This is a genomic window from Pseudomonas paraversuta (assembly GCF_904063065.1).
Taxonomy (GTDB): Bacteria; Pseudomonadota; Gammaproteobacteria; order Pseudomonadales; family Pseudomonadaceae; genus Aquipseudomonas; species Aquipseudomonas paraversuta.
The window spans coordinates 1-17,426 of record NZ_CAJFCL010000016.1 but is presented as its reverse complement, the minus strand read 5'-3'; the positions used below and the strand labels follow the sequence as shown (position 1 = coordinate 17,426).

The window sequence follows — 17,426 nt, the reverse complement described above, 5'->3', positions numbered from 1 at the left end:
GCGAAAGGCATGCGGGCAGTATGGGAATGCGCAGGGGGTGGCTCATCGTCCGTTGAGACTAAACACCTGCGGGGCCGTGCCGGGGATCCGACCGCCAAATGGACTAGTCCGGCTCAGGGATTACGCGCCTGTGCTGCCCTTCCATGCTCAAGACTTGATCCACTTATAGAGTGAGGAGTCCTATGGAGCTTGCCCTGACCGAAGAGCAGCGAATGATTCAAGAGTCTGCCGAACGCTTTTTGGCGCAGGTGGCCAGCTCCGGAGCGGTGCGCACGGCAATGGCCGCCGAGTCCGGTCTCGACCACACGGCCTGGGCCCGCATTGCCCGCGAGCTGTATTGGCCGGCACTGGCGATTCCCGAAGAATATGGCGGGCTGGGCCTGGGCTTTGTCGAGGTGTGCCTGTTGCAGGAACAGCTGGGCCGCTGCTTGTTGCCGACGCCGTTTTTTGCCACCTGCTGCATGGGGATTCCGGCGCTGCTGCTGAGCCGCAATCAGGGGCTCAAGAACCTCTGGCTGCCCCGGCTGGCGGCCGGCGAAATCAGCGCCAGCCTGGCCTGGACCAGCGCCCCGCGCTGGGACGACAGCGGCGTGCAGGTCTATGCACAGAGCTGTGCCGGTGGTTATCGCCTCAACGGTCAGTACCTGTATGTAATCGACGGTGCCGAGTGCGATTTGCTGATCATTGCCGCCCGCACCCCGGGCAGTATCGGCGAGGCCGGGATCCGCCTGTTTGCCGTGTCTGCCCTGACACCCGGCATCAGCCGCCAGCAGCAACCGACGCTGGATCAGACCCGACGTTTTTCCACCATCACCCTTAATGACGTGGTGCTCAACGATGAGCACCTGCTCAGCGAGCCCGGCCTCGGCTGGCCGCTGTTGCGCGATGTGCTGCACATGGCCTGTATCGGGCTCGCCGCCGAGCAGACCGGCGGCGCGCAAAAGGTACTGGATCTGACCCTGACCTATATCGGCGGCCGCGAACAGTTTGGTCGCAGCATCGCCAGTTTTCAGGCGGTCAAGCACCGCTGCGCAGACCTGATGCTGGCCGTTGAGTGTGCACGGTCCGCCAGTTACTACGGCGCCTGCATTGCCGACCAGTGCCTGAATATCGATGGCGACCCCAGTGCCCAGCTGCAACTGGCGGAAGCCGCGGCCACGGCAAAAATCCATGCCAGCGAAGGCTTTTTCAACTGCGCCGCCGAGTCGATCCAGCTGCATGGCGGGGTTGGCTTCACCTGGGAGTACGACCCGCATCTGTACTTCAAGCGGGCACGGGCCAGCGAGCAGTTATTGGGCACGCCGGCCTTTCATCGTGAGCAATTGGCCAGGCATATTTTCGGAGAGCGCCCATGAACATTGGTTTCAGCGCGGCAGATGAGCATTTTCGCCAACAGGTGGCGCAGTGGATGCAGGAGCACCTGAGCGGGCAATACAACGAACTGCGCTTTCGTGGCGGGCCGGGAGACGAAGACTTCGCCCCCGGATTGCGCAAGCAGTGGGAGCGCGAACTGGCCGCGGGCCGCTGGGTGGGTGCGGGCTGGGCCATCGAGCATGGTGGTCGTGGTTTGAGCATCAACCAGCAAGTGATCTTTTATGAGGAATACGCCCGCGCGGGTGGCCCGGGGCGCATGGGGCACATCGGCGAAGGACTGGTCGGTCCGACGTTGGCGGCCTTTGGTACACCCGGGCAACAACAGCGGTTTCTGCCAGCCATTCTGAGCGGGCAGCACTTTTGGTGCCAGGGCTACTCCGAACCCGGTGCCGGCTCCGATCTGGCCAATATCAAGACCCGCGCCAGCCTCGACAGTGAGAGTGGCCAGTGGCTGATCAGCGGGCAGAAAATCTGGACGTCCCTGGCCCATGAATCGGACTGGTGTTTTGTCCTGGCGCGTACCGAGCCGGGCAGTGTCGGGCATCGCGGCTTGTCATTCCTGCTGGTGCCGATGGCTCAGGCGCAGATTCGCGTGCAGCCGATCCGGCAACTGACCGGCACCAGCGAATTCAATGAAGTATTTTTCGACCAGGCGCGCACTGCGGCCGACAACCTGATTGGCCAGCCCGGTGACGGCTGGAAAATCGCCATGGCCCTGCTGGGTTTCGAGCGCGGGGTATCGACCCTTGGCCAGCAGATGCAATTTCAGAACGAACTGGACGAAGTGGTGCGCATCGCCAAGGCCAATGGTGCGGCGCAAGACCCGATCATGCGGCAACGCATCGCCCAGGCCTGGAGCGGCTTGCGGGTACTGCGCTACAACTCGTTGCGCATGCTCTCGGGGGTACAGGATGGCAGCCTGCGACCTGAGGCGACCATTTATAAACTGGCGTGGTCGACCTGGCACCTGGAGCTGGGGAAACTGGCGATGGATGTACTGGGGCCGGAGGCAGAGTTGCTGGCGGCAGCGCCTTATGAACTGACGCGGTTACAGGCATTGTTCCTGTTTACCCGGGCGGACACCATCTACGGCGGCAGCAACGAAATACAGCGCAACATCATCGCCGAACGGGCCCTTGGAATGCCCCGCGAGGCCAGATAGATCGTGGCGCACCTATCGCCGGCAAGCCAGCTCCCACAAGGTCAGACGCGACCCTACCATTGTAGGAGCCGGCTTGCCGGCCATAGGCTCTCAAAGCCAGACAGCATCCCACATTGACTGTGTTGCCTCTGATCCTGTGGGAGCCGGCTTGCCGGCGATAGACTCTCAAAGCCAGACAGCACCCCACAATGACTGTGTTACCTCTGACCCTGTGGGAGCCGGTTTGCCGGCCATAGGCTTTCAAAGCCAGACAGCATCCCACAATGACTGTGTTGCCTCTGACCCTGTGGGAGCCGGCTTGCCGGCCATAGGCTCTCAAAGCCAGACAGCATCCCACAATGACTGTGTTACCTCTGACCCTGTGGGAGCCGGTTTGCCGGCCATAGGCTTTCAAAGCCAGACAGCACCCCACAATGACTGTGCTGCTTCTGACCTTGTGGGAGCCGGCTTGCCGGCGATGCATCAGGCCATGAAATATTTGGTCCAGAGACTCTCGGAAGTCGCTTGCCTCAGAAACTAGTCTTTGCAGCTCTGACTTATGAGTAGAGCTCATGACCCAACGACCTGCTTCCAGCCGTTTAAGGTATGGCCGATTTTCCCAGGCCAATGGCATCTACCTGTTGACCGCCAATACGCTGGACCGGGAACCTCTGTTCTCTGACTGGCGCGTTGGCAGGTTAGTGGTTGCTCAATTTCGTCATGAGCACACACAAGGTTCGGTCAATTCACTCGCATGGGTTGTAATGCCCGATCATTTTCATTGGCTGGTAGAGCTGCAAAGCGCTTCACTTGACAAGCTCATGGGGCGTACCAAGTCATTGAGTGCTCGCGCCATCAATCGCATGACAGACAGAACCGGCAGGCGCTGGCAAAAAGGGTTTCACGATCATGCATTGCGTCGCGAAGAAGATCTGAAAAATCTGGCGCGCTATGTGGTAGCCAATCCTTTACGGGCAGGTCTGGTGAAGCGGGTTGGGGATTACCCTTTGTGGGATGCTGTCTGGCTTTGAAACCCCATCGCCGGCAAGCCGGCTCCCACAATGACTGTGCTGTTTCTGACCTTGTGGCAGCCGGCTGTCTGGCTTTGAAACCCCATCGCCGGCAAGCCAGCTCCCACAATGACTGTGCTGCTTCTGACCTTGTGGCAGCCAGCTGTCTGACTTTGAAGCCCCATCGCCGGCAAGCCGGCTCCCACAATGACAGTGCTGTATCTGACCTTGTGGCAGCTGGCTGTCTGGCTTTGAAACCTTATCGCCGGCAAACCAGTTCCCACAATGGCTGTGCTGCTTCTGACCTTGTGGCAGCCGGCTGTCTGGCTTTGAAACCCCATCGCCGGCAAGCCAGCTCCCACAATGACTGTGCTGCTTCTGACCTTGTGGCAGCCAGCTGTCTGAATTTGAAGCCCCATCGCCGGCAAGCCGGCTCCCACAATGACAGTGCTGTATCTGACCTTGTGGCAGCTGGCTGTCTGGCTTTGAAACCTTATCGCCGGCAAGCAAGCTCCCACAATGACAGTGCTGTATCTGACCTTGTGGCAGCCAGCTGTCTGACTTTGAAGCCCCATCGCCGGCAAGCCGGCTCCCACAATGACTGTGCTGCTTCTGACCTTGTGGCAGCTGGCTGTCTGGCTTTGAAACCCCATCGCCGGCAAGCCGGCTCCCACAATGACTGTGCTGCTTCTGACCTTGTGGGAGCCGGCTTGCCGGCGATGGGGGCAGGACTAGAAGGTGTACTTGCCGTTGAACGACAGGTAGTCCCTGTCGGCCATGGTCCGGCCCTGGGCCAGGTCTGCCGAGCTCAGGTAGGCCACGTAGGTCAGCCCCAGCTGGAAGTTGCCCAGGTATTTGAAATCCCCGCCCAGGGTCAGGCGCTTTTCCGCACGGCCCAAACCGGAGTAGGCGCTGCCATCAATGTTCTGGGTCCAGGTGGCCTTGGTGGTCAGGTCCCAGCCATTGAATATGTTCGGATGATCGAAGTACGTGCCAATCCCCAGCAGGCTGGAACCCCGGGTCTGGCCGTCGTACACGTATTTGTTGAACGTGCCGTCGGTACCCGCCCCGCCGCCGGTAACGGTCAGGTCATCAACCCCCTGAATCCGCTGGTGCACCACTTCGGCCATGAGGGTGGTTTGCTGCGCCATGAACGTCGGCCCGATCATGTACACCGCGTTGAGGTTGCCTTGCCACAGCTGGCCCCGGGCCGGTGCACCATTGCTCAAATAGACCGCCGCACCGTCGCGGTAGCTCAGGTCGCCGGCAAACTGTACCGAGTCCCCCGCTTTGGTGGTGAAGCTGATGCCTGTCAGCTTGATGTTGTCGAAGTAACCCAACTGGTAACTCGGACCGTAGCCACTGCCCCCGACCTTGTTCAGTGAGGAGTAATGGGTCTGCCCGGTAAAGTCGAAAAACAGCGCCGGTACGCGATCGTGGTAGCGATAGTGGAACAGGCCGATTTCGGTGTTTTGGGTGATCCGGTAGCGGGTACCTATACCCCACTCGCCGCTGTTGCCCGGCTTGACCGAGCCGCCATAACCCACCGCAGCTGAATCGGGCAGGCTGCTGACAATGCCGGGAGCCAGACGATAAAACTCGGCCCCCGGACCAAAGGTGTCGCTGCCGAAGTAATCACCCACCGGGTTGAGCTGGGTTTCTTCCCATTTGTATTGGTAAAAGCCGAGCAAGGCCAAATCTTCATTGATCGACCACGAGCCCGACACCTGCCCCACAGGCAGGTAGGCGTCCTTGGCCTCGGTTCCCGGCACGTTGAATTTGGTCGCATCCACGGGCGCCTGGCCCTGGCTGATGTTGGGCCAGAACAGGCTCTCGCCCCAGGCCACCAGGTGCCGGCCGGCCTTGAGTGACACGTACTGATCGTCGTTGACGGTAAAGTCGCCATACACATAGGCGTCCAGCAGTCGGGCCTTGCTGCCGCTGAGTTTGCGCGTGTCCCGGCTGAAGTCGTTGTAGCGCCCGGTTTTGTTGACCGTGTCCGGCGAGTCGTTGTCGTTGCGCTGGTGGTACACCTCGTCATAGAAGTGGCTGCCTCGCATCACGGCACCGAGGTTGTCGTGCTTGAGCATCAACTCGCCAAATACGCTGACCCGGTTGTTGATCAAGGAACCCCGCTTGAAGTTGCGGGTGGCATCGTCGTTGTTGATGCTGTTGAGGTATTCGTGATCAGGCTTTTCTGTACGCATGGAGGCGGTGTAGTTGACCGTAAGCGACGAGTCGAGGGTGGTGTTTTCTCCCAGCTCGATGGTCGGCGCCGCCAGTACCAGGGTGCTCAAACCCGACAGTAAACCGGTCCCCACAAAACGTGTGCAGTGCTTAAGCATGCCGTGCTCCTTGTTTCTTATTGTTGTGCATCACCCGCCCGCCCGCGCACAGTCAACCTGTGGCAGACGGGTAAAGTCAGGGGGGTTGACCGTTTATTTGCCAGCCCGGCGAGCGGCTTCCGGGCCAAAGTCTCCGGGGGCTAGACCGCCCTTGTTCAGGACATAGCCGTTGCGCTGCTCATTGATCAAGTTGAAGGCCAGGTAACTGCCGGCGTTCAAGTCGTGGTACAGGCCGACACCTGCCTGCCAGGTCTGGGTTTCCGGGGCGTAGAAGTAGTTGACCATCGAGGTACGCCACAGCTCGCCACGGTTGTCATAGTTGTCGCCCATGACCGGAAACCAGCTGTCCTCGTCGATGTACATCGTGCGCTTGCCGTACAGATGACGGTTGCCGGGCTTGAGCACACCTTCGAGGACCCAGACGCGGTGCAGTTCATAACGCATGTTGTCGGGGTTGATGTGGCCCGGGGTCAGCATCCCGGCGTATTTGAGATCGCTGGCGTGCAGACGCGCGGTGTTGTAAGGGATATACAGCTCTTTTTTGCCAACGATATTCCAGTTATAGCGCTGGGCCGAACCGTTGAAGATCCGTACTTCGTCGACCGTGATCGAACCGCCGGAGCCCGGGAAGGCCATGTCAAAACCGTAGCCCGGCGACTGCCGCACGCGCCGGGTGCCCGGGTCGTAGCGCCAGCTCTGGCGCGGCTCGGTCTTGTCGTTCCAGTACTCGGTACCGGTGTTGATTTCGCCCTTGTCGCGCTGTGGCAGCAGGGTTTCGTTGAGGTAGAACGAGGAGTTGCCGGTGGTATCACCGATCTTGCCCGGCTCCAGCCCCGGCGCCATGTTGCGCGAGTGCACGCGGCCCCAGTTGATATTGCCGTCCTTGAGCACATAGGCGTTGTCCGAGGTGTATTCCTCAGTCCAGGCCCTGACCGTGAACAGCGAGGCATTTTTCAGCAATTCAATGCCGTTCTGCGGGATCGGAAACGCGACCCCGCCGGTACGGGCCACCACGCCTTCGCCATCATCCACCAGCTTGGCGACCGAGGCGTTTTCCAGAGTGGCCTTGCACACCGTGTCGGAAAAACGGAAATCGCGGTGGGACGGGTACACCGGCATGCGGAAGGTTTGCGGGTAGAGCTTGAACAGGGCTTTCTGGCCCTCGGACAGGTGCGCACCGTACTGACTCAGGTTTTGCGCGGTAATCACGAACAACGGCTTCTCGTTGGGGTAAGGGTCGATCGGATGTTTACCTGTGCCTTCGAACTTCATGCCGGGAGCCGCCCCCAGCCATTGGCCGCCGAACGGCGGGATAGTGCCCTCGGCGTTGCCCGCCTGCTGGGCGCCGACACAGGTCAGATCCTTGCCCAGCCGGGCAATCTGGTCGGCTGGGGCCTGGGCCTGAAGCGGCCCGCTGTAACTGTGCAAAACCAGAGCGACTGACAGCCAGCCGCCCACCTGAGAAAGACGTCGCATGGGGGTGTTCTCCTTGTTATTAGACGTACATGCCGATCTGCAGGAGCACCCTTGCTCGCGATGCAGACACTGCAATTCTTCAATGGGTAGCGGCGATGCCATCGCGAGCAAGCTCGCTCCTACAGATTGACAAGCGGTTGATCGCAGGAAGCGCGTACGCTGGAAGGTCTTTTGTTCACCAGCGGCTTGCCCAGGTTGAACCACGCAGCCAGCGCCGGGAGCAGAAAGATCGCGCCCAGTACGTTGACCAGAAACATGAAGGCCAGGAGCACGCCCATATCGGCCTGGAACTTGAGGGGTGCAAACACCCAGGTACAGACCCCAAGGGACATGGTGACGGCGGTAAATACGGCCGCCGTGCCGCGCTGGCACATGGCCCGGTAGAACGCTTCGCGCAGGTCTTGCCCGGCCGCCATCTCGTGCTCGATGCGCTCGTAGAGGTAGATCCCGTAATCCACACCCACCCCCACCCCCAGCGCCATGACCGGCAGGGTCGCGACCTTGAGGCCGATGCCCAGCAGAGCCATCAGGGCATTGCACAGCACCGCCACAATCGCCAGCGGCACCAGAATGCACAGCACCGCGCGCAATGAACGGAAGGTCAGCAGGCAAAACAGCGCCACGGAGAAGAACAACGCCGCCAGCATCACCACCTCGGCCTGCTTGACCGCTTCATTGGAAGCGGCCATGACCCCGATGTTGCCGCCCGCCAGATGGAAGGTCACACCCGGCACCTGGATGGCGCCAATGATGCGCTTGGCCTCCCCCAGTACATGGGCCACGCTGGCCCCTTCGTGATCGGTCAGAAACACCAGAATCTGCATTTTCTGACAACTGTCGGTGACCAGCCCCGAGTCCGGCGAATAGGCATAGGCGCCCTGCTGCAAGCCCTGGGCGGAACCCGGAATCGCGGCCCAGCGCGGGTTGCCTTCGTTGTTGCCGGCAATCACTTGCTTGCCCATGCCGGCCACGCTTTGCACCGATTGCACACCTGGCACTTCGCGCATCTTGAAATCGAAGGTTTCGACCGCGCGCATGACTGCCGGGTCGAGGCAGGCTTCACTGCGCCCGCCAATGGTCAGAAACACCGAGAGCACATCCAGGCCGATGGAGTAGTTGCTGATGATTTTCTGGTTGTCCTGGTTATAGCGCGAATCGGCCCGCAGCTCCGGAGCCCCGGAACCAATGTCACCAATCTGCAGTTCACGGGCCTTGTACGCCCCCGCTGCCAGCAGCACCAGGCTGATGGCGAAGACCCACAGTGCCGGGCCCGGCGTGGCCAGCGCCGACAGCCGCCACCACAGCGGATGGCGCCGGGTCGAACCGGGGCTGCGGGCATTGAGCAGACGCGGCTCAAGTTGCAGATGGGCGATGATCAGCGGCAACATGATTTTGTTGGTGATGATCATCAGCATCACGCCGATGCACGCGGTAATCCCCAGTTCGTGAACGATGGGAATATCGATCAACATGATCACCCCGAAGCCCAGGGCATTCATCAGCAAGGCCAGGGCCCCCGGGATGAATATCTTGCTGAAGGCAGCCTTGGCCGCACTGACCGAATCGCTGCCCGCCAGCACTTCCTGCTTCCAGGCATTGGTCATTTGTACCGCGTGGGACACGCCAATGGAGAAGATCAGAAACGGCACCAGAATCGACATCGGATCGATCCCCAGGCCCAGTAACGGCAATAAGCCCAGGAGCCAGATCACCGGCAACAAGGCCACCAGCAGCGCGACCATGGTCAGGCGCAACGACCGGGAATAGACCCACAGCAGCAGGCCAGTAATCAGGAATGCGATGGCGAAAAAACCCATCACCGTGTTCAGCCCCTCGACCACATCGCCCACCAGCTTGGCGAAACCGACGATGTTGATTTCGATGTCGGCATTACTGTATTTGGCGCGAATGTCTTCGAGGCTGCGGGCGATTTGCACATAGCTCACCGGCTGCCCGGTTTTCGGATCGGTGTCTTGCAGGTCGGCCCGCACCATGGCCGATTTCAGGTCGTTGGCCAGCAGCCGGCCAATCTGCCCGGAGCGTGCGGCATTGCTGCGTACTTGCTGCAGGTCTGCGGGGGTTGCCGCATATTGCGGCGGCACCACCAGATCACCGACGTAGCCTTCTTCGGTGATTTCGATATAGCGCACGTTGGGTGTGAACAACGAGGTGACGCTGGGCCGGCTGACCCCGGAGATATAGAACACGTCGTCCGTGACCTGTTGCAGGGTCTGCAGGAACTCGGGGTTGTAGATATCGCCCTGGCCCTTCCAGTGCACGCTCACCAGCAGCCGGTTGGCCCCGGTGAAGATGCGGCTGAAATCCAGAAAGTTGAGCATGTAGGCATGGCGCACCGGGATCTGCTTGTTGAAACCCGGGTCCAGCCGTACGTGGGTGGCGCTGTAACCCAGGCCCAGGGTGATCAGCAGAAAAAAACCCAGCAGGGATTTTCGGTGCGTCATTAACCGGTCGGCGCAACGGTTCACAAAACGCTGCATGGGAGGGACTTTATGAGCGTCGGCCATTTCGACCTCGCACAGCTAATGAAAAGACGATGGCGCTCATGCTCACGATCCCTCGCACATTCTTATTATTTTTTTGGGTTCCGGCCTGTTCAGCCAGTGGGATCGATAATCAAGCTGGCCCGAAACCCGGACATCGTCCATAAGGCCTAGGCTGTTTGAGGGGAAGATGGATAGCGTGCGGGCGCTGCCCGTTAACAGCCGTTGCAGAGCAGTTGGCGAAGGCTACGTCCGCTTGCGAAGCAATCGTAATTCGCAGGGCCGGGGTTATCTGAAGAACCGCGGGGCATGACTTTACGACGGTTTCGCAACCGGACTCAGCCTCGATTCTCTCGTCAGCTGCTACAGGTACAGGGCAATTGCCGAAAGGGGCTACAGGTTTGCGGAGCGCGTCAGCGTCACTCTTTGCTGGCCTTGAAGGTCAACTCGCCCTTGGGCCATTTGGCGGCTTTGGCAGTGACGGCTTTCAATGTTTTGCTCAAGCCTTCGGTAAGTTGCTCTTTGGCAGCAAAGATCAACATCACGGTCTGGCCTTCTTTGAATACCACGCCTTCACCCAGAGGTGAGGCGACATAGGCGTAATCACCGATGCCGTAAATGGTGGTCTTGATATCACGGAATTTTATTTCGAACTTGCCACCTTCACGGCTGGGCAACACTGCTGCGCGAAAATGATCGCCGACCTTGAGTTCAAGACCCGGTTTGTCATCTACCACCAACGCTGTTTCGGTATCAATTTCAGCGATGTAAATACCTTCGGCGTTTTGTTCAGTTACGTATACAAAGCGCGAGTGGAACAGCTTGACCAAACGTGCCCGCAAGTCACCCAAAACGAACAACGCATGCATTTCCAAATTACTGACTGCCAACGCAAAACCCTCGAAAACCTGAAATGGAACTGTCCGGGCAAACCACCGACAGCAAAAATTAATTGAAAACCCGAGTACGACAAGTGCTCCTGACTGCTCGAATCAGGAGTGGCATGTAACATCTGGACTAAATAGAGCAACGCCATGATTACCCCGGCGAACAGGCACAACAGAGTGAAGCAGCGCCTGCATCAGCGAAAACTGGCTGAAAAAAATAGCCGGGGGGCACCATTCTACCGGGTCATGCCCGAAGATGGGTATATACATCCTCTTCTCTATCAAGCAATCAATCAATTTTTTTGCCGGATTGAGTCTGTGCCCGGCAGGGCTTTCGTCGCGTGAATGAGTTAACTGCGCCACTGAGAGTCAACTACTGCCATACTCGCGTAAAAATCGACCTGGCCCATGCCGCCGGGTCATGCAGGCTTCATTACCTCCAAGGGAAAGCGACACGTGACGGAATTTGATATTGGCGAATTTTTTATCCGCGGTGAGTCCAAAGACGTCGACGGCGAATTTCAGGCAGTGATCATCATGCGCGCCAAGCCACCACTAACGACTGTCACCTTCCATCAGGTCGAAAAGGATCGCTGGTTCAAGACAGCCGAACTGGCAGCAGATGCCGCCAAACAATCGGCAAAAGAATTAAAGGCTGCAGTGGACGCCGGCGCCCTCAACTCCTAGTGCCAACCTGTGTATTGCATCAAGCGCGCTGAGCATGCCCCCTGTTGCACAGTTGGCCGGCATTCAGCTGCGCCAGCCATGCCGCGCGGCACTCTTCGGCTTCCGGGCGACTGGAAAAAGCCGTCCCGCGCTGCTCACCATTGACCAGCACCACCCAGCAGGCCTTCTGCCCGGTATCGCGCAAACTCTTGGGCACACCACTCCCGATCATTACGGCAACATCAACTTGATTGGACATGATGGTTTCTCCAGCTATTAGTTAGGCACCTAACGATGTCGGCTATATTAGTGGCTAACCGTCGCCGGAAAAAGCTATCTACGGCATAGATCAATTGCATAAGCCGTAACAATCTTCTGCTTTGCCTAGGCGTAATCCGGTGCTTTCTGATCGAAGACCCAGCGCCCGCCTTCCTCGGGGATATTGAAGAATGCCCTTTGCACCACGGCCTCGCCCGCCCCCACGCCGGGGTTCCAGTTGGCCGACTGGTGGATATAGCGCTGGCGCAGCAAACGTTCTTCATCGGCGCTCAGCTTGATCGTCCCCTGGCGCACCTGGGCCTCAAGTGTGGCCATTATGGGTTTCAGCTCATCGGGCAACGCGGCCTGGGCATCGGTCAATGCGTTGAAGGGCACACCGTGCTCAACCGCCAGGCCATGCATGATCCGCAAATGCACCCGGGCAAGACGGCCATCGATCCTGCGCTGCATGAACACTGCAGCCTGTACCCGTTTCATCGGGTCTTCACGGCTACCTTCCTTGCGTTCAAGAGTGCGGATCTGCAGGAAATTCTCCGCAGCGCGGGGATCAATCAGGTCTTCGGCCTGCCATGCCAGCAACTGAGACTGGGTCAACTTCCAGGCCCGGGTCTGTTCAATGGCTGTGGACGGCTGCACAAGATTGCTCTGCCAGCGGCTCAAAAAAACCTGTTCCAGCATATCCAGCGGATAACCGCCGCCGACGTCGGCATGCGCCCCCGGCACCGCAATATCCAGCGGCCACTGTGGCGCGATGCGACTCAAGGAAAAATTTCGCCGTTGTTCATCCCGCGCGCTCAACTGGACCACCTGTTGCGCGCAGTCCGGGCCCAGGTACAGGTTGAGTCCGGGATTGATGTCATCGGCCACATCCCCCCAATCCTCCAGCCCGCCCATGGCGGCGACTGTGTCAAACAGACCAATAAAGTGGATGGAGCATGCAAAGTCGGCGGCCAGGGCAAACTGGGCGGTAAATGCGCTGGCGTTGATCTGGTTCACAAAATGCCGGGCCGCCGCGGCGCCGCGACTGAAACCAAACAGGTCCAGCTGCAAACGGCTCAGGGTATTGGGGGGTAGCTGCGCGACAAAGTGTTGCAAGCACTCCGTCAACCGGGTCCGGGCCAGTTCAGCCTTGCCCAGCACCCCCGTATGGCCACGACCATAGGTCTGGCCCGGAAACTGAGTATCGGCCGCGCCGGTGGTGGTGCCGATACCGCTGATATACAGCGAAGTCACGGCATGGCCAGCAGGGTCAAACCCTGACTGGGCCGGGTAGCACTGGTGCAGCTTGGCAATATTGGTCACAGCAGAGCCATAGCTGCTGCCAGGATCAATCAGCAGCCCCTGTTCCTGACGCTGCTGTCCCTGCAGGCTATTGAACTGGTTATTGGCCGTCCCATCGAAAAAGATGCCGACCCGCAACACTGCTCCCGCGTTGCTTGAATTGCTCATCAATCCTGCCCTCGATTATTTCTACTGCGCGCAATAATGCCGCGCCCAATATAAGACGCAAGAAGCACGGCCAGCTCAAGATTCGGAAATTGTTTTGGAGGGAGTTACAACAATGGCTGCAATACGAACGACTGCAGGACCCGACTGATGCCGGAACCGCGTGGCGCGGCTCCGGCAAAGCAAACAGTCAGGCTTGACGCTGATGCTTGTCGATTTGCTCATGGCGCTCTTGAGCTTCGATGCAGTACTTGGTGGTCGGGCTGATCAGCAGGCGCTTAAGGCCAATTGCCTCGCCGCTGTCATCACACCAGCCGAAGCTGTCATCTTTGATGCGTTCCAGTGCTTGTTCCAGTTGAGGCAGCATGCGCTGGTCGCGATCGATAGAGTTCACCAACCAGGTACGCTCTTCTTCAACCGAAGCGGCGTCCGCAGGGTCAGCTGGAGTGTCCAGGCTTTCGATCGCGATGCGGTTCTGCTCAATACGCTCGTGGGTTTCAACCTTCATGTTTTGCAACAGCTCGCTGAAAAAAGCATGTTGCTCGGCATTCATGTAGTCATCCGCCGGCATGGCCAGCAACTTATCCTTTGTCATTGATTTCTCTATAAAAAATACGTGCATTAAGGCGAATTAGGGAGCGTCCTGACCGTTCTTCATCCCAACCAGTTAGGTGCCATCTATTTCAAGCGCCACCCGGCACTCAATTTACGAGGGGCGGCAGTCTAAGGCCGACTTATCGAGTCAGCAACTGAAATGACAGCTATTTGTCCAGCAAAACATGGAAAACGACGAAAAACCTGTTACGCAGGGGCTAATGGAGTGCGTTTATCGCAAGAAATTCAATTGTTGCCCTGAAAATGCCCCCAGTGCGGACTTCTGTCCCGCTCCCACCTACAAACCTCGCTCATTGCTGGCCTCAAGCAAGGGTTCCTATTGTGCGGCTCCTCTCCAGATAGCCAAGGAATAGTCATCATGACTGCCCCGACTGACCACACGACGCCCTCCCCCGAGATCAAATCCGCCCCCAGCCTGCTCAACAGCGGTGACCTGTATTCCGGAGCCTACAACTTTATGAGCAGCATCAGTGCCGGGGTCGATCCGCGCACCGGTGCGTTCTCGGCCTCGGTGAGCCTGCCCACCGGCGCCGCCAATGATTTGCGCGGGCCCATCAGCCAGTTGCATCTGAGCCATAGCCCGCTGATGGCCGAAGATCAGGGCTTCGGTCAGGGCTGGATGCTCGGCACCACCTCCTGGGACGGGGCCAGCCAACAACTGCAACTCAATTCCGGCGAGCGCTTTCGCGGTGAAATTGTCGGCCAGAGCATGCGTTTCCCGGATGTGCGTTTGCCGGTAGTCGCAGTGACCGTTCAGCGTCAGGAAATGTGGGTCAGGCATAACGACGGCACTTGTGAACGACTCGCGCCGTTGCCGGGGCATGCCAGCCTGTGGGTGGTCAGCACCCTGGTGGGGGCCGATGGCAGCGCCCTGAATTTTGACTGGCGTTCGGTTGGCAACGCGGCTTACCTGCAAAAGGTCAGCGATGCCCGTGGCCGCACTGTGCTGGCACTGACCTACGAGGGCGTGACAACCCGTCTGACGTTGCAGCCGGATACCACCGCACAGGTGGTGATGTCTTTTCATCGGGTCTCCGGGCAGTTGCGCCGGGTAACGGTGGACGGCCTTCCCGACAGTGGCTGGCAGTTTGAGTACAGCACTGCGACTTCCGGATTACTGCTGCTGAGCAAATGTACCCAGCCCACCGGCAGCACCGAGGAAGTGACCTACAGCGAAGCCAACGGCCTCAACCTGCCTGCAGGGGCGCCGTTTGCGCGGATGCCGGTGGTCAGTCAGACCCGCAAGGACCCGGGGGACGGCCAGCCGGTGCAACTGGTTCGTTATGACTACGGTCTGTATGGCAGCAACAACTATTTTGGCTGGCCGGCAGTGCGCCAGTGGCGCAACCGCGAGGACAATCTCTATCACCTGACCGGTGCCGGCGATTTTCTTTACGGCTCCACCGAAACCCTGATGGATGCCCGGGGCACCCCCCTACAAACCATCAGCCGCACCTTTAACCGCTTCCACCTGCTGACCCGGGAACGCACGCAACAGGGCCAGACCCTGCAGGAAACCGAGACCACCTATTACGACGAGCCCTGGTTGCCCATTGCCCGGCAGGTGCCTTACTTCCAGTTCCCGCGCAAAGTCATTACCCGCAAGGCGCAGCTGGATGGCCAACGGGTGCTGCGAGAGCTTGTTACCGAGGAAGAAACCCGCTACGACGAGCTGGGTAACCCGGTGTGGCATCGCAATGCCCTGGGCGCAATTGAAGAGTCCGAGTACTACCCGGTGAGCGGCGAGACCGACAACTGCCCGGCCGACCCACTGGGCCGCATCACCCGTCTGAAAAGTCGTACGGTCAGCCCGCCACCCGGCACCGAAGGCCCGGTCAAGCAGACCCTATATCGCTATCAATCCCTGCCCGTGCGTGGGGATGCTCCCGGGTTTGCATTGCCGACATTTGTCCAGAGCAGTGAAGAGCGGTTGCTGCTGGTTGAGGGCAATCAGTCCACCGAGCTGGGCCGCTCGACGCAAAATTTCATTAACGATCCGACCTCGCCCCATCACGCTCGCATGCTTAGCGAAACCAGAACCGTAGAGGGTAAAGGCACCACCCGGGCCTACAGCTACACCCTGAATCTGGCCCGCAACGCTCGATCAAAGGAGCGGGCGGTGCTGCAGGAAAACGTCACGATCACCAGCCACGACGGACATAAATCCAGCTCCCAATCCTCCCAGGACCTGTACTCGGGGCTAATGGTCACCGAGCAGACCGACGAGCAGCTGCGCATGGCCTTTGCCCACGATGCCCTGGGCCGTGTGACTCAGGAAGTCGCGGCCCCGGATTCGGCGTTCGAGGCTGAGGTCAACTGGGCCTATTCCTTGTCAGCGAACCAGCGCTGCCAGACCCGAATCGGCGCTTCCGGGCGTAAGGAAACTGTCTGGCTCGATGGCATGGCCCGGGAAATCCGCCGTGAAAAACAAACCGACAGCGGTGAGACCTATACCGCCTGGACCGCAGAATATGACGTGCTGGGCCGGGTGTTCCGTGAAACGACTTACGATCCCGGTAACGAAGACGTCCCGGCCCTGAGCCTGACCACCGAACGCACCTTTGATGACTGGGGCAATGTGCTGACCGAAACCGGCGCAGACGGTGTCACTCAACATACCCTGGCCGACCCGGTAGCCCTGACCGGCAGCAGCTGGCAGACCGATGCCAAGGGTGTGGCCGGGGCCAGAACCGTGACCACCCATACTCTGGATGGCAAGCCGCTGACTGAGCAATTATTTTGCGCCCAAGGGGAGTTGCAACACACCTTGCGCTGGAGCTATGACGGCCTTGGCCGTTGCGTCAGCCAGTTCGATACCATGGGCCGGGAGACCCGCCAAGAATGGAATGTGCGGGATCGGCTGGTATCCACCACGCTGCCTGATGGGTCGCTTATTAAACGCACCTACGCCGAAGGCCATGACGGTGATTTACCGGCCACGGTCTCGATCACTCATCCGTCTTTGGGCAGTAATGAAGTCCTGCTGGGCGAGCGTAAATACGATGGTCTGGGCCGACTGGTGTGGGAAAAAGTCGGGCAGAATGTCTCTGAATGGGAATATGCCGAAGGCGAAATTCACGCCCATACCCAAACCTTGCCTGACGGCACTCAAGTCCATACCGAACGCCAACCGGAACTGGCCGGCGCGTTGCTGTCGCTGCAAGCGCCCGGGATCAGTGTGTTCAATCAATACGATCCGCTAAGCGGCCGTTTGCTGGAAGCCCAAGGCAATCTGGGTCTGCAAAAAGATCACTGGTCCCCGTCCGGCCAACTGAGCAAAGCCGACTACGCCTGGCAAGGTGATCAGCCGCGCTCGCAACAGCAAAGCACTACCCCGGCGGGCAAAGTCACGCGCCTGACCGATGCCGACGGCGCCGAACAGCGCTGCCAGTACGACGAATTGGGTCGCTTGATTCAACAGCAAGGCCCTGACGTCACTATTAGCGTCACTTACGATGCAGCCTCGCGGATTCACCAGCAGCGCACGCAATCTATAGACGGCTCGCGGGATATGACCGTAACCCTGGGCTATGACAGCCTGGGTCGCCCGGCCCGCCGAGAAACGGCTACCCGAACGCCGAATGCACAGCATGTAGAAGTGCAGACCCAGCAATGGCGCAAAGACGGCAAGCTGACCCGGCGCGAACTGACCCGTGACGGCACACTGGTGCGCGGTGAAAGCTTCG

General features: G+C 59.4%; 12 protein-coding genes. 5 read left to right on the top strand and 7 right to left on the bottom strand.

The window, feature by feature from the left end; genetic code table 11:
• Window positions 1-182: 182 nt before the first annotated feature.
• From JQ845_RS22330 to JQ845_RS22320, 3 genes are all read left to right on the top strand, one after another.
• Window positions 183-1,355: an acyl-CoA dehydrogenase family protein gene (locus tag JQ845_RS22330; protein WP_127196676.1), complete on the top strand. Its 1,173-nt coding sequence runs from the start codon at window positions 183-185 to the stop codon at window positions 1,353-1,355.
• Window positions 1,352-2,536, top strand: a complete 1,185-nt coding sequence (locus JQ845_RS22325) for an acyl-CoA dehydrogenase family protein (RefSeq protein ID WP_010657372.1) — start codon at window positions 1,352-1,354, stop codon at window positions 2,534-2,536. Before JQ845_RS22330 ends, JQ845_RS22325 begins: the two co-directional genes overlap by 4 nt.
• Window positions 2,537-3,087: 551 nt before the next feature.
• Window positions 3,088-3,546 (top strand): REP-associated tyrosine transposase, encoded by a 459-nt coding sequence (locus JQ845_RS22320; protein ID WP_003446441.1) that lies wholly within the window; start codon window positions 3,088-3,090, stop codon window positions 3,544-3,546.
• Window positions 3,547-4,256: 710 nt separating this feature from the next.
• Here the strand turns inward: JQ845_RS22320 and JQ845_RS22315 are convergent.
• The 4 genes from JQ845_RS22315 to JQ845_RS22300 form a co-directional block, all read right to left on the bottom strand.
• A complete protein-coding gene (locus JQ845_RS22315; RefSeq protein WP_003446423.1) occupies window positions 4,257-5,870 on the bottom strand; it encodes a DUF1302 domain-containing protein in 1,614 nt (537 codons plus the stop codon).
• A 93-nt stretch (window positions 5,871-5,963) separates the two neighbouring features.
• Window positions 5,964-7,346 carry a DUF1329 domain-containing protein gene (locus JQ845_RS22310; protein ID WP_003446421.1) on the bottom strand — a complete coding sequence of 461 codons (1,383 nt, stop codon included), beginning with the start codon at window positions 7,344-7,346 and terminating at the stop codon, window positions 5,964-5,966.
• Between the two features lie 119 nt (window positions 7,347-7,465).
• Window positions 7,466-9,844 (bottom strand): efflux RND transporter permease subunit, encoded by a 2,379-nt coding sequence (locus tag JQ845_RS22305; protein WP_203009475.1) that lies wholly within the window; start codon window positions 9,842-9,844, stop codon window positions 7,466-7,468.
• Window positions 9,845-10,266: 422 nt separating this feature from the next.
• A complete protein-coding gene (locus tag JQ845_RS22300) occupies window positions 10,267-10,737 on the bottom strand; it encodes a hypothetical protein (RefSeq protein WP_029612994.1) in 471 nt (156 codons plus the stop codon).
• 453 nt (window positions 10,738-11,190) lie between these two features.
• Here JQ845_RS22300 and JQ845_RS22295 point away from each other — a divergent pair, with 453 nt between their 5' ends.
• Window positions 11,191-11,421, top strand: a complete 231-nt coding sequence (locus JQ845_RS22295; RefSeq protein ID WP_003446415.1) for a hypothetical protein — start codon at window positions 11,191-11,193, stop codon at window positions 11,419-11,421.
• A 19-nt stretch (window positions 11,422-11,440) separates the two neighbouring features.
• Here the strand turns inward: JQ845_RS22295 and JQ845_RS22290 are convergent, their stop codons facing one another.
• From JQ845_RS22290 to JQ845_RS22280, 3 genes are all read right to left on the bottom strand, one after another.
• The gene (locus JQ845_RS22290) at window positions 11,441-11,659 is read right to left on the bottom strand and encodes a hypothetical protein (RefSeq protein WP_003446414.1); all 219 of its coding nucleotides are present in this window, start codon (window positions 11,657-11,659) and stop codon (window positions 11,441-11,443) included.
• A 125-nt stretch (window positions 11,660-11,784) separates the two neighbouring features.
• The gene (locus JQ845_RS22285) at window positions 11,785-13,128 is read right to left on the bottom strand and encodes a phospholipase effector Tle1 domain-containing protein (protein ID WP_003446413.1); all 1,344 of its coding nucleotides are present in this window, start codon (window positions 13,126-13,128) and stop codon (window positions 11,785-11,787) included.
• Between the two features lie 187 nt (window positions 13,129-13,315).
• Entirely contained in the window at window positions 13,316-13,720 is a 405-nt protein-coding gene (locus tag JQ845_RS22280; RefSeq protein ID WP_003446412.1) for a TraR/DksA family transcriptional regulator, read from the bottom strand.
• 378 nt (window positions 13,721-14,098) lie between these two features.
• Here JQ845_RS22280 and JQ845_RS22275 point away from each other — a divergent pair.
• The coding region (locus JQ845_RS22275; RefSeq protein WP_203009474.1) for an RHS repeat domain-containing protein at window positions 14,099-17,426 on the top strand (3,328 nt) is incomplete at its 3' end.

Bases quoted from the DNA above. Each gene is read 5' to 3' on its own strand.
- JQ845_RS22310 (WP_003446421.1), bottom strand. From the start codon at position 7,346: ATGCGACGTCTTTCTCAGGTGGGCGGCTGGCTGTCAGTCGCTCTGGTT.
- JQ845_RS22280 (WP_003446412.1), bottom strand. From the start codon at position 13,720: ATGACAAAGGATAAGTTGCTGGCCATGCCGGCGGATGACTACATGAAT.
- JQ845_RS22320 (WP_003446441.1), top strand. From the start codon at position 3,088: ATGACCCAACGACCTGCTTCCAGCCGTTTAAGGTATGGCCGATTTTCC.
- JQ845_RS22290 (WP_003446414.1), bottom strand. From the start codon at position 11,659: ATGTCCAATCAAGTTGATGTTGCCGTAATGATCGGGAGTGGTGTGCCC.
- JQ845_RS22325 (WP_010657372.1), top strand. From the start codon at position 1,352: ATGAACATTGGTTTCAGCGCGGCAGATGAGCATTTTCGCCAACAGGTG.
- JQ845_RS22315 (WP_003446423.1), bottom strand. From the start codon at position 5,870: ATGCTTAAGCACTGCACACGTTTTGTGGGGACCGGTTTACTGTCGGGT.
- JQ845_RS22305 (WP_203009475.1), bottom strand. From the start codon at position 9,844: ATGCAGCGTTTTGTGAACCGTTGCGCCGACCGGTTAATGACGCACCGA.
- JQ845_RS22330 (WP_127196676.1), top strand. From the start codon at position 183: ATGGAGCTTGCCCTGACCGAAGAGCAGCGAATGATTCAAGAGTCTGCC.
- JQ845_RS22285 (WP_003446413.1), bottom strand. From the start codon at position 13,128: ATGAGCAATTCAAGCAACGCGGGAGCAGTGTTGCGGGTCGGCATCTTT.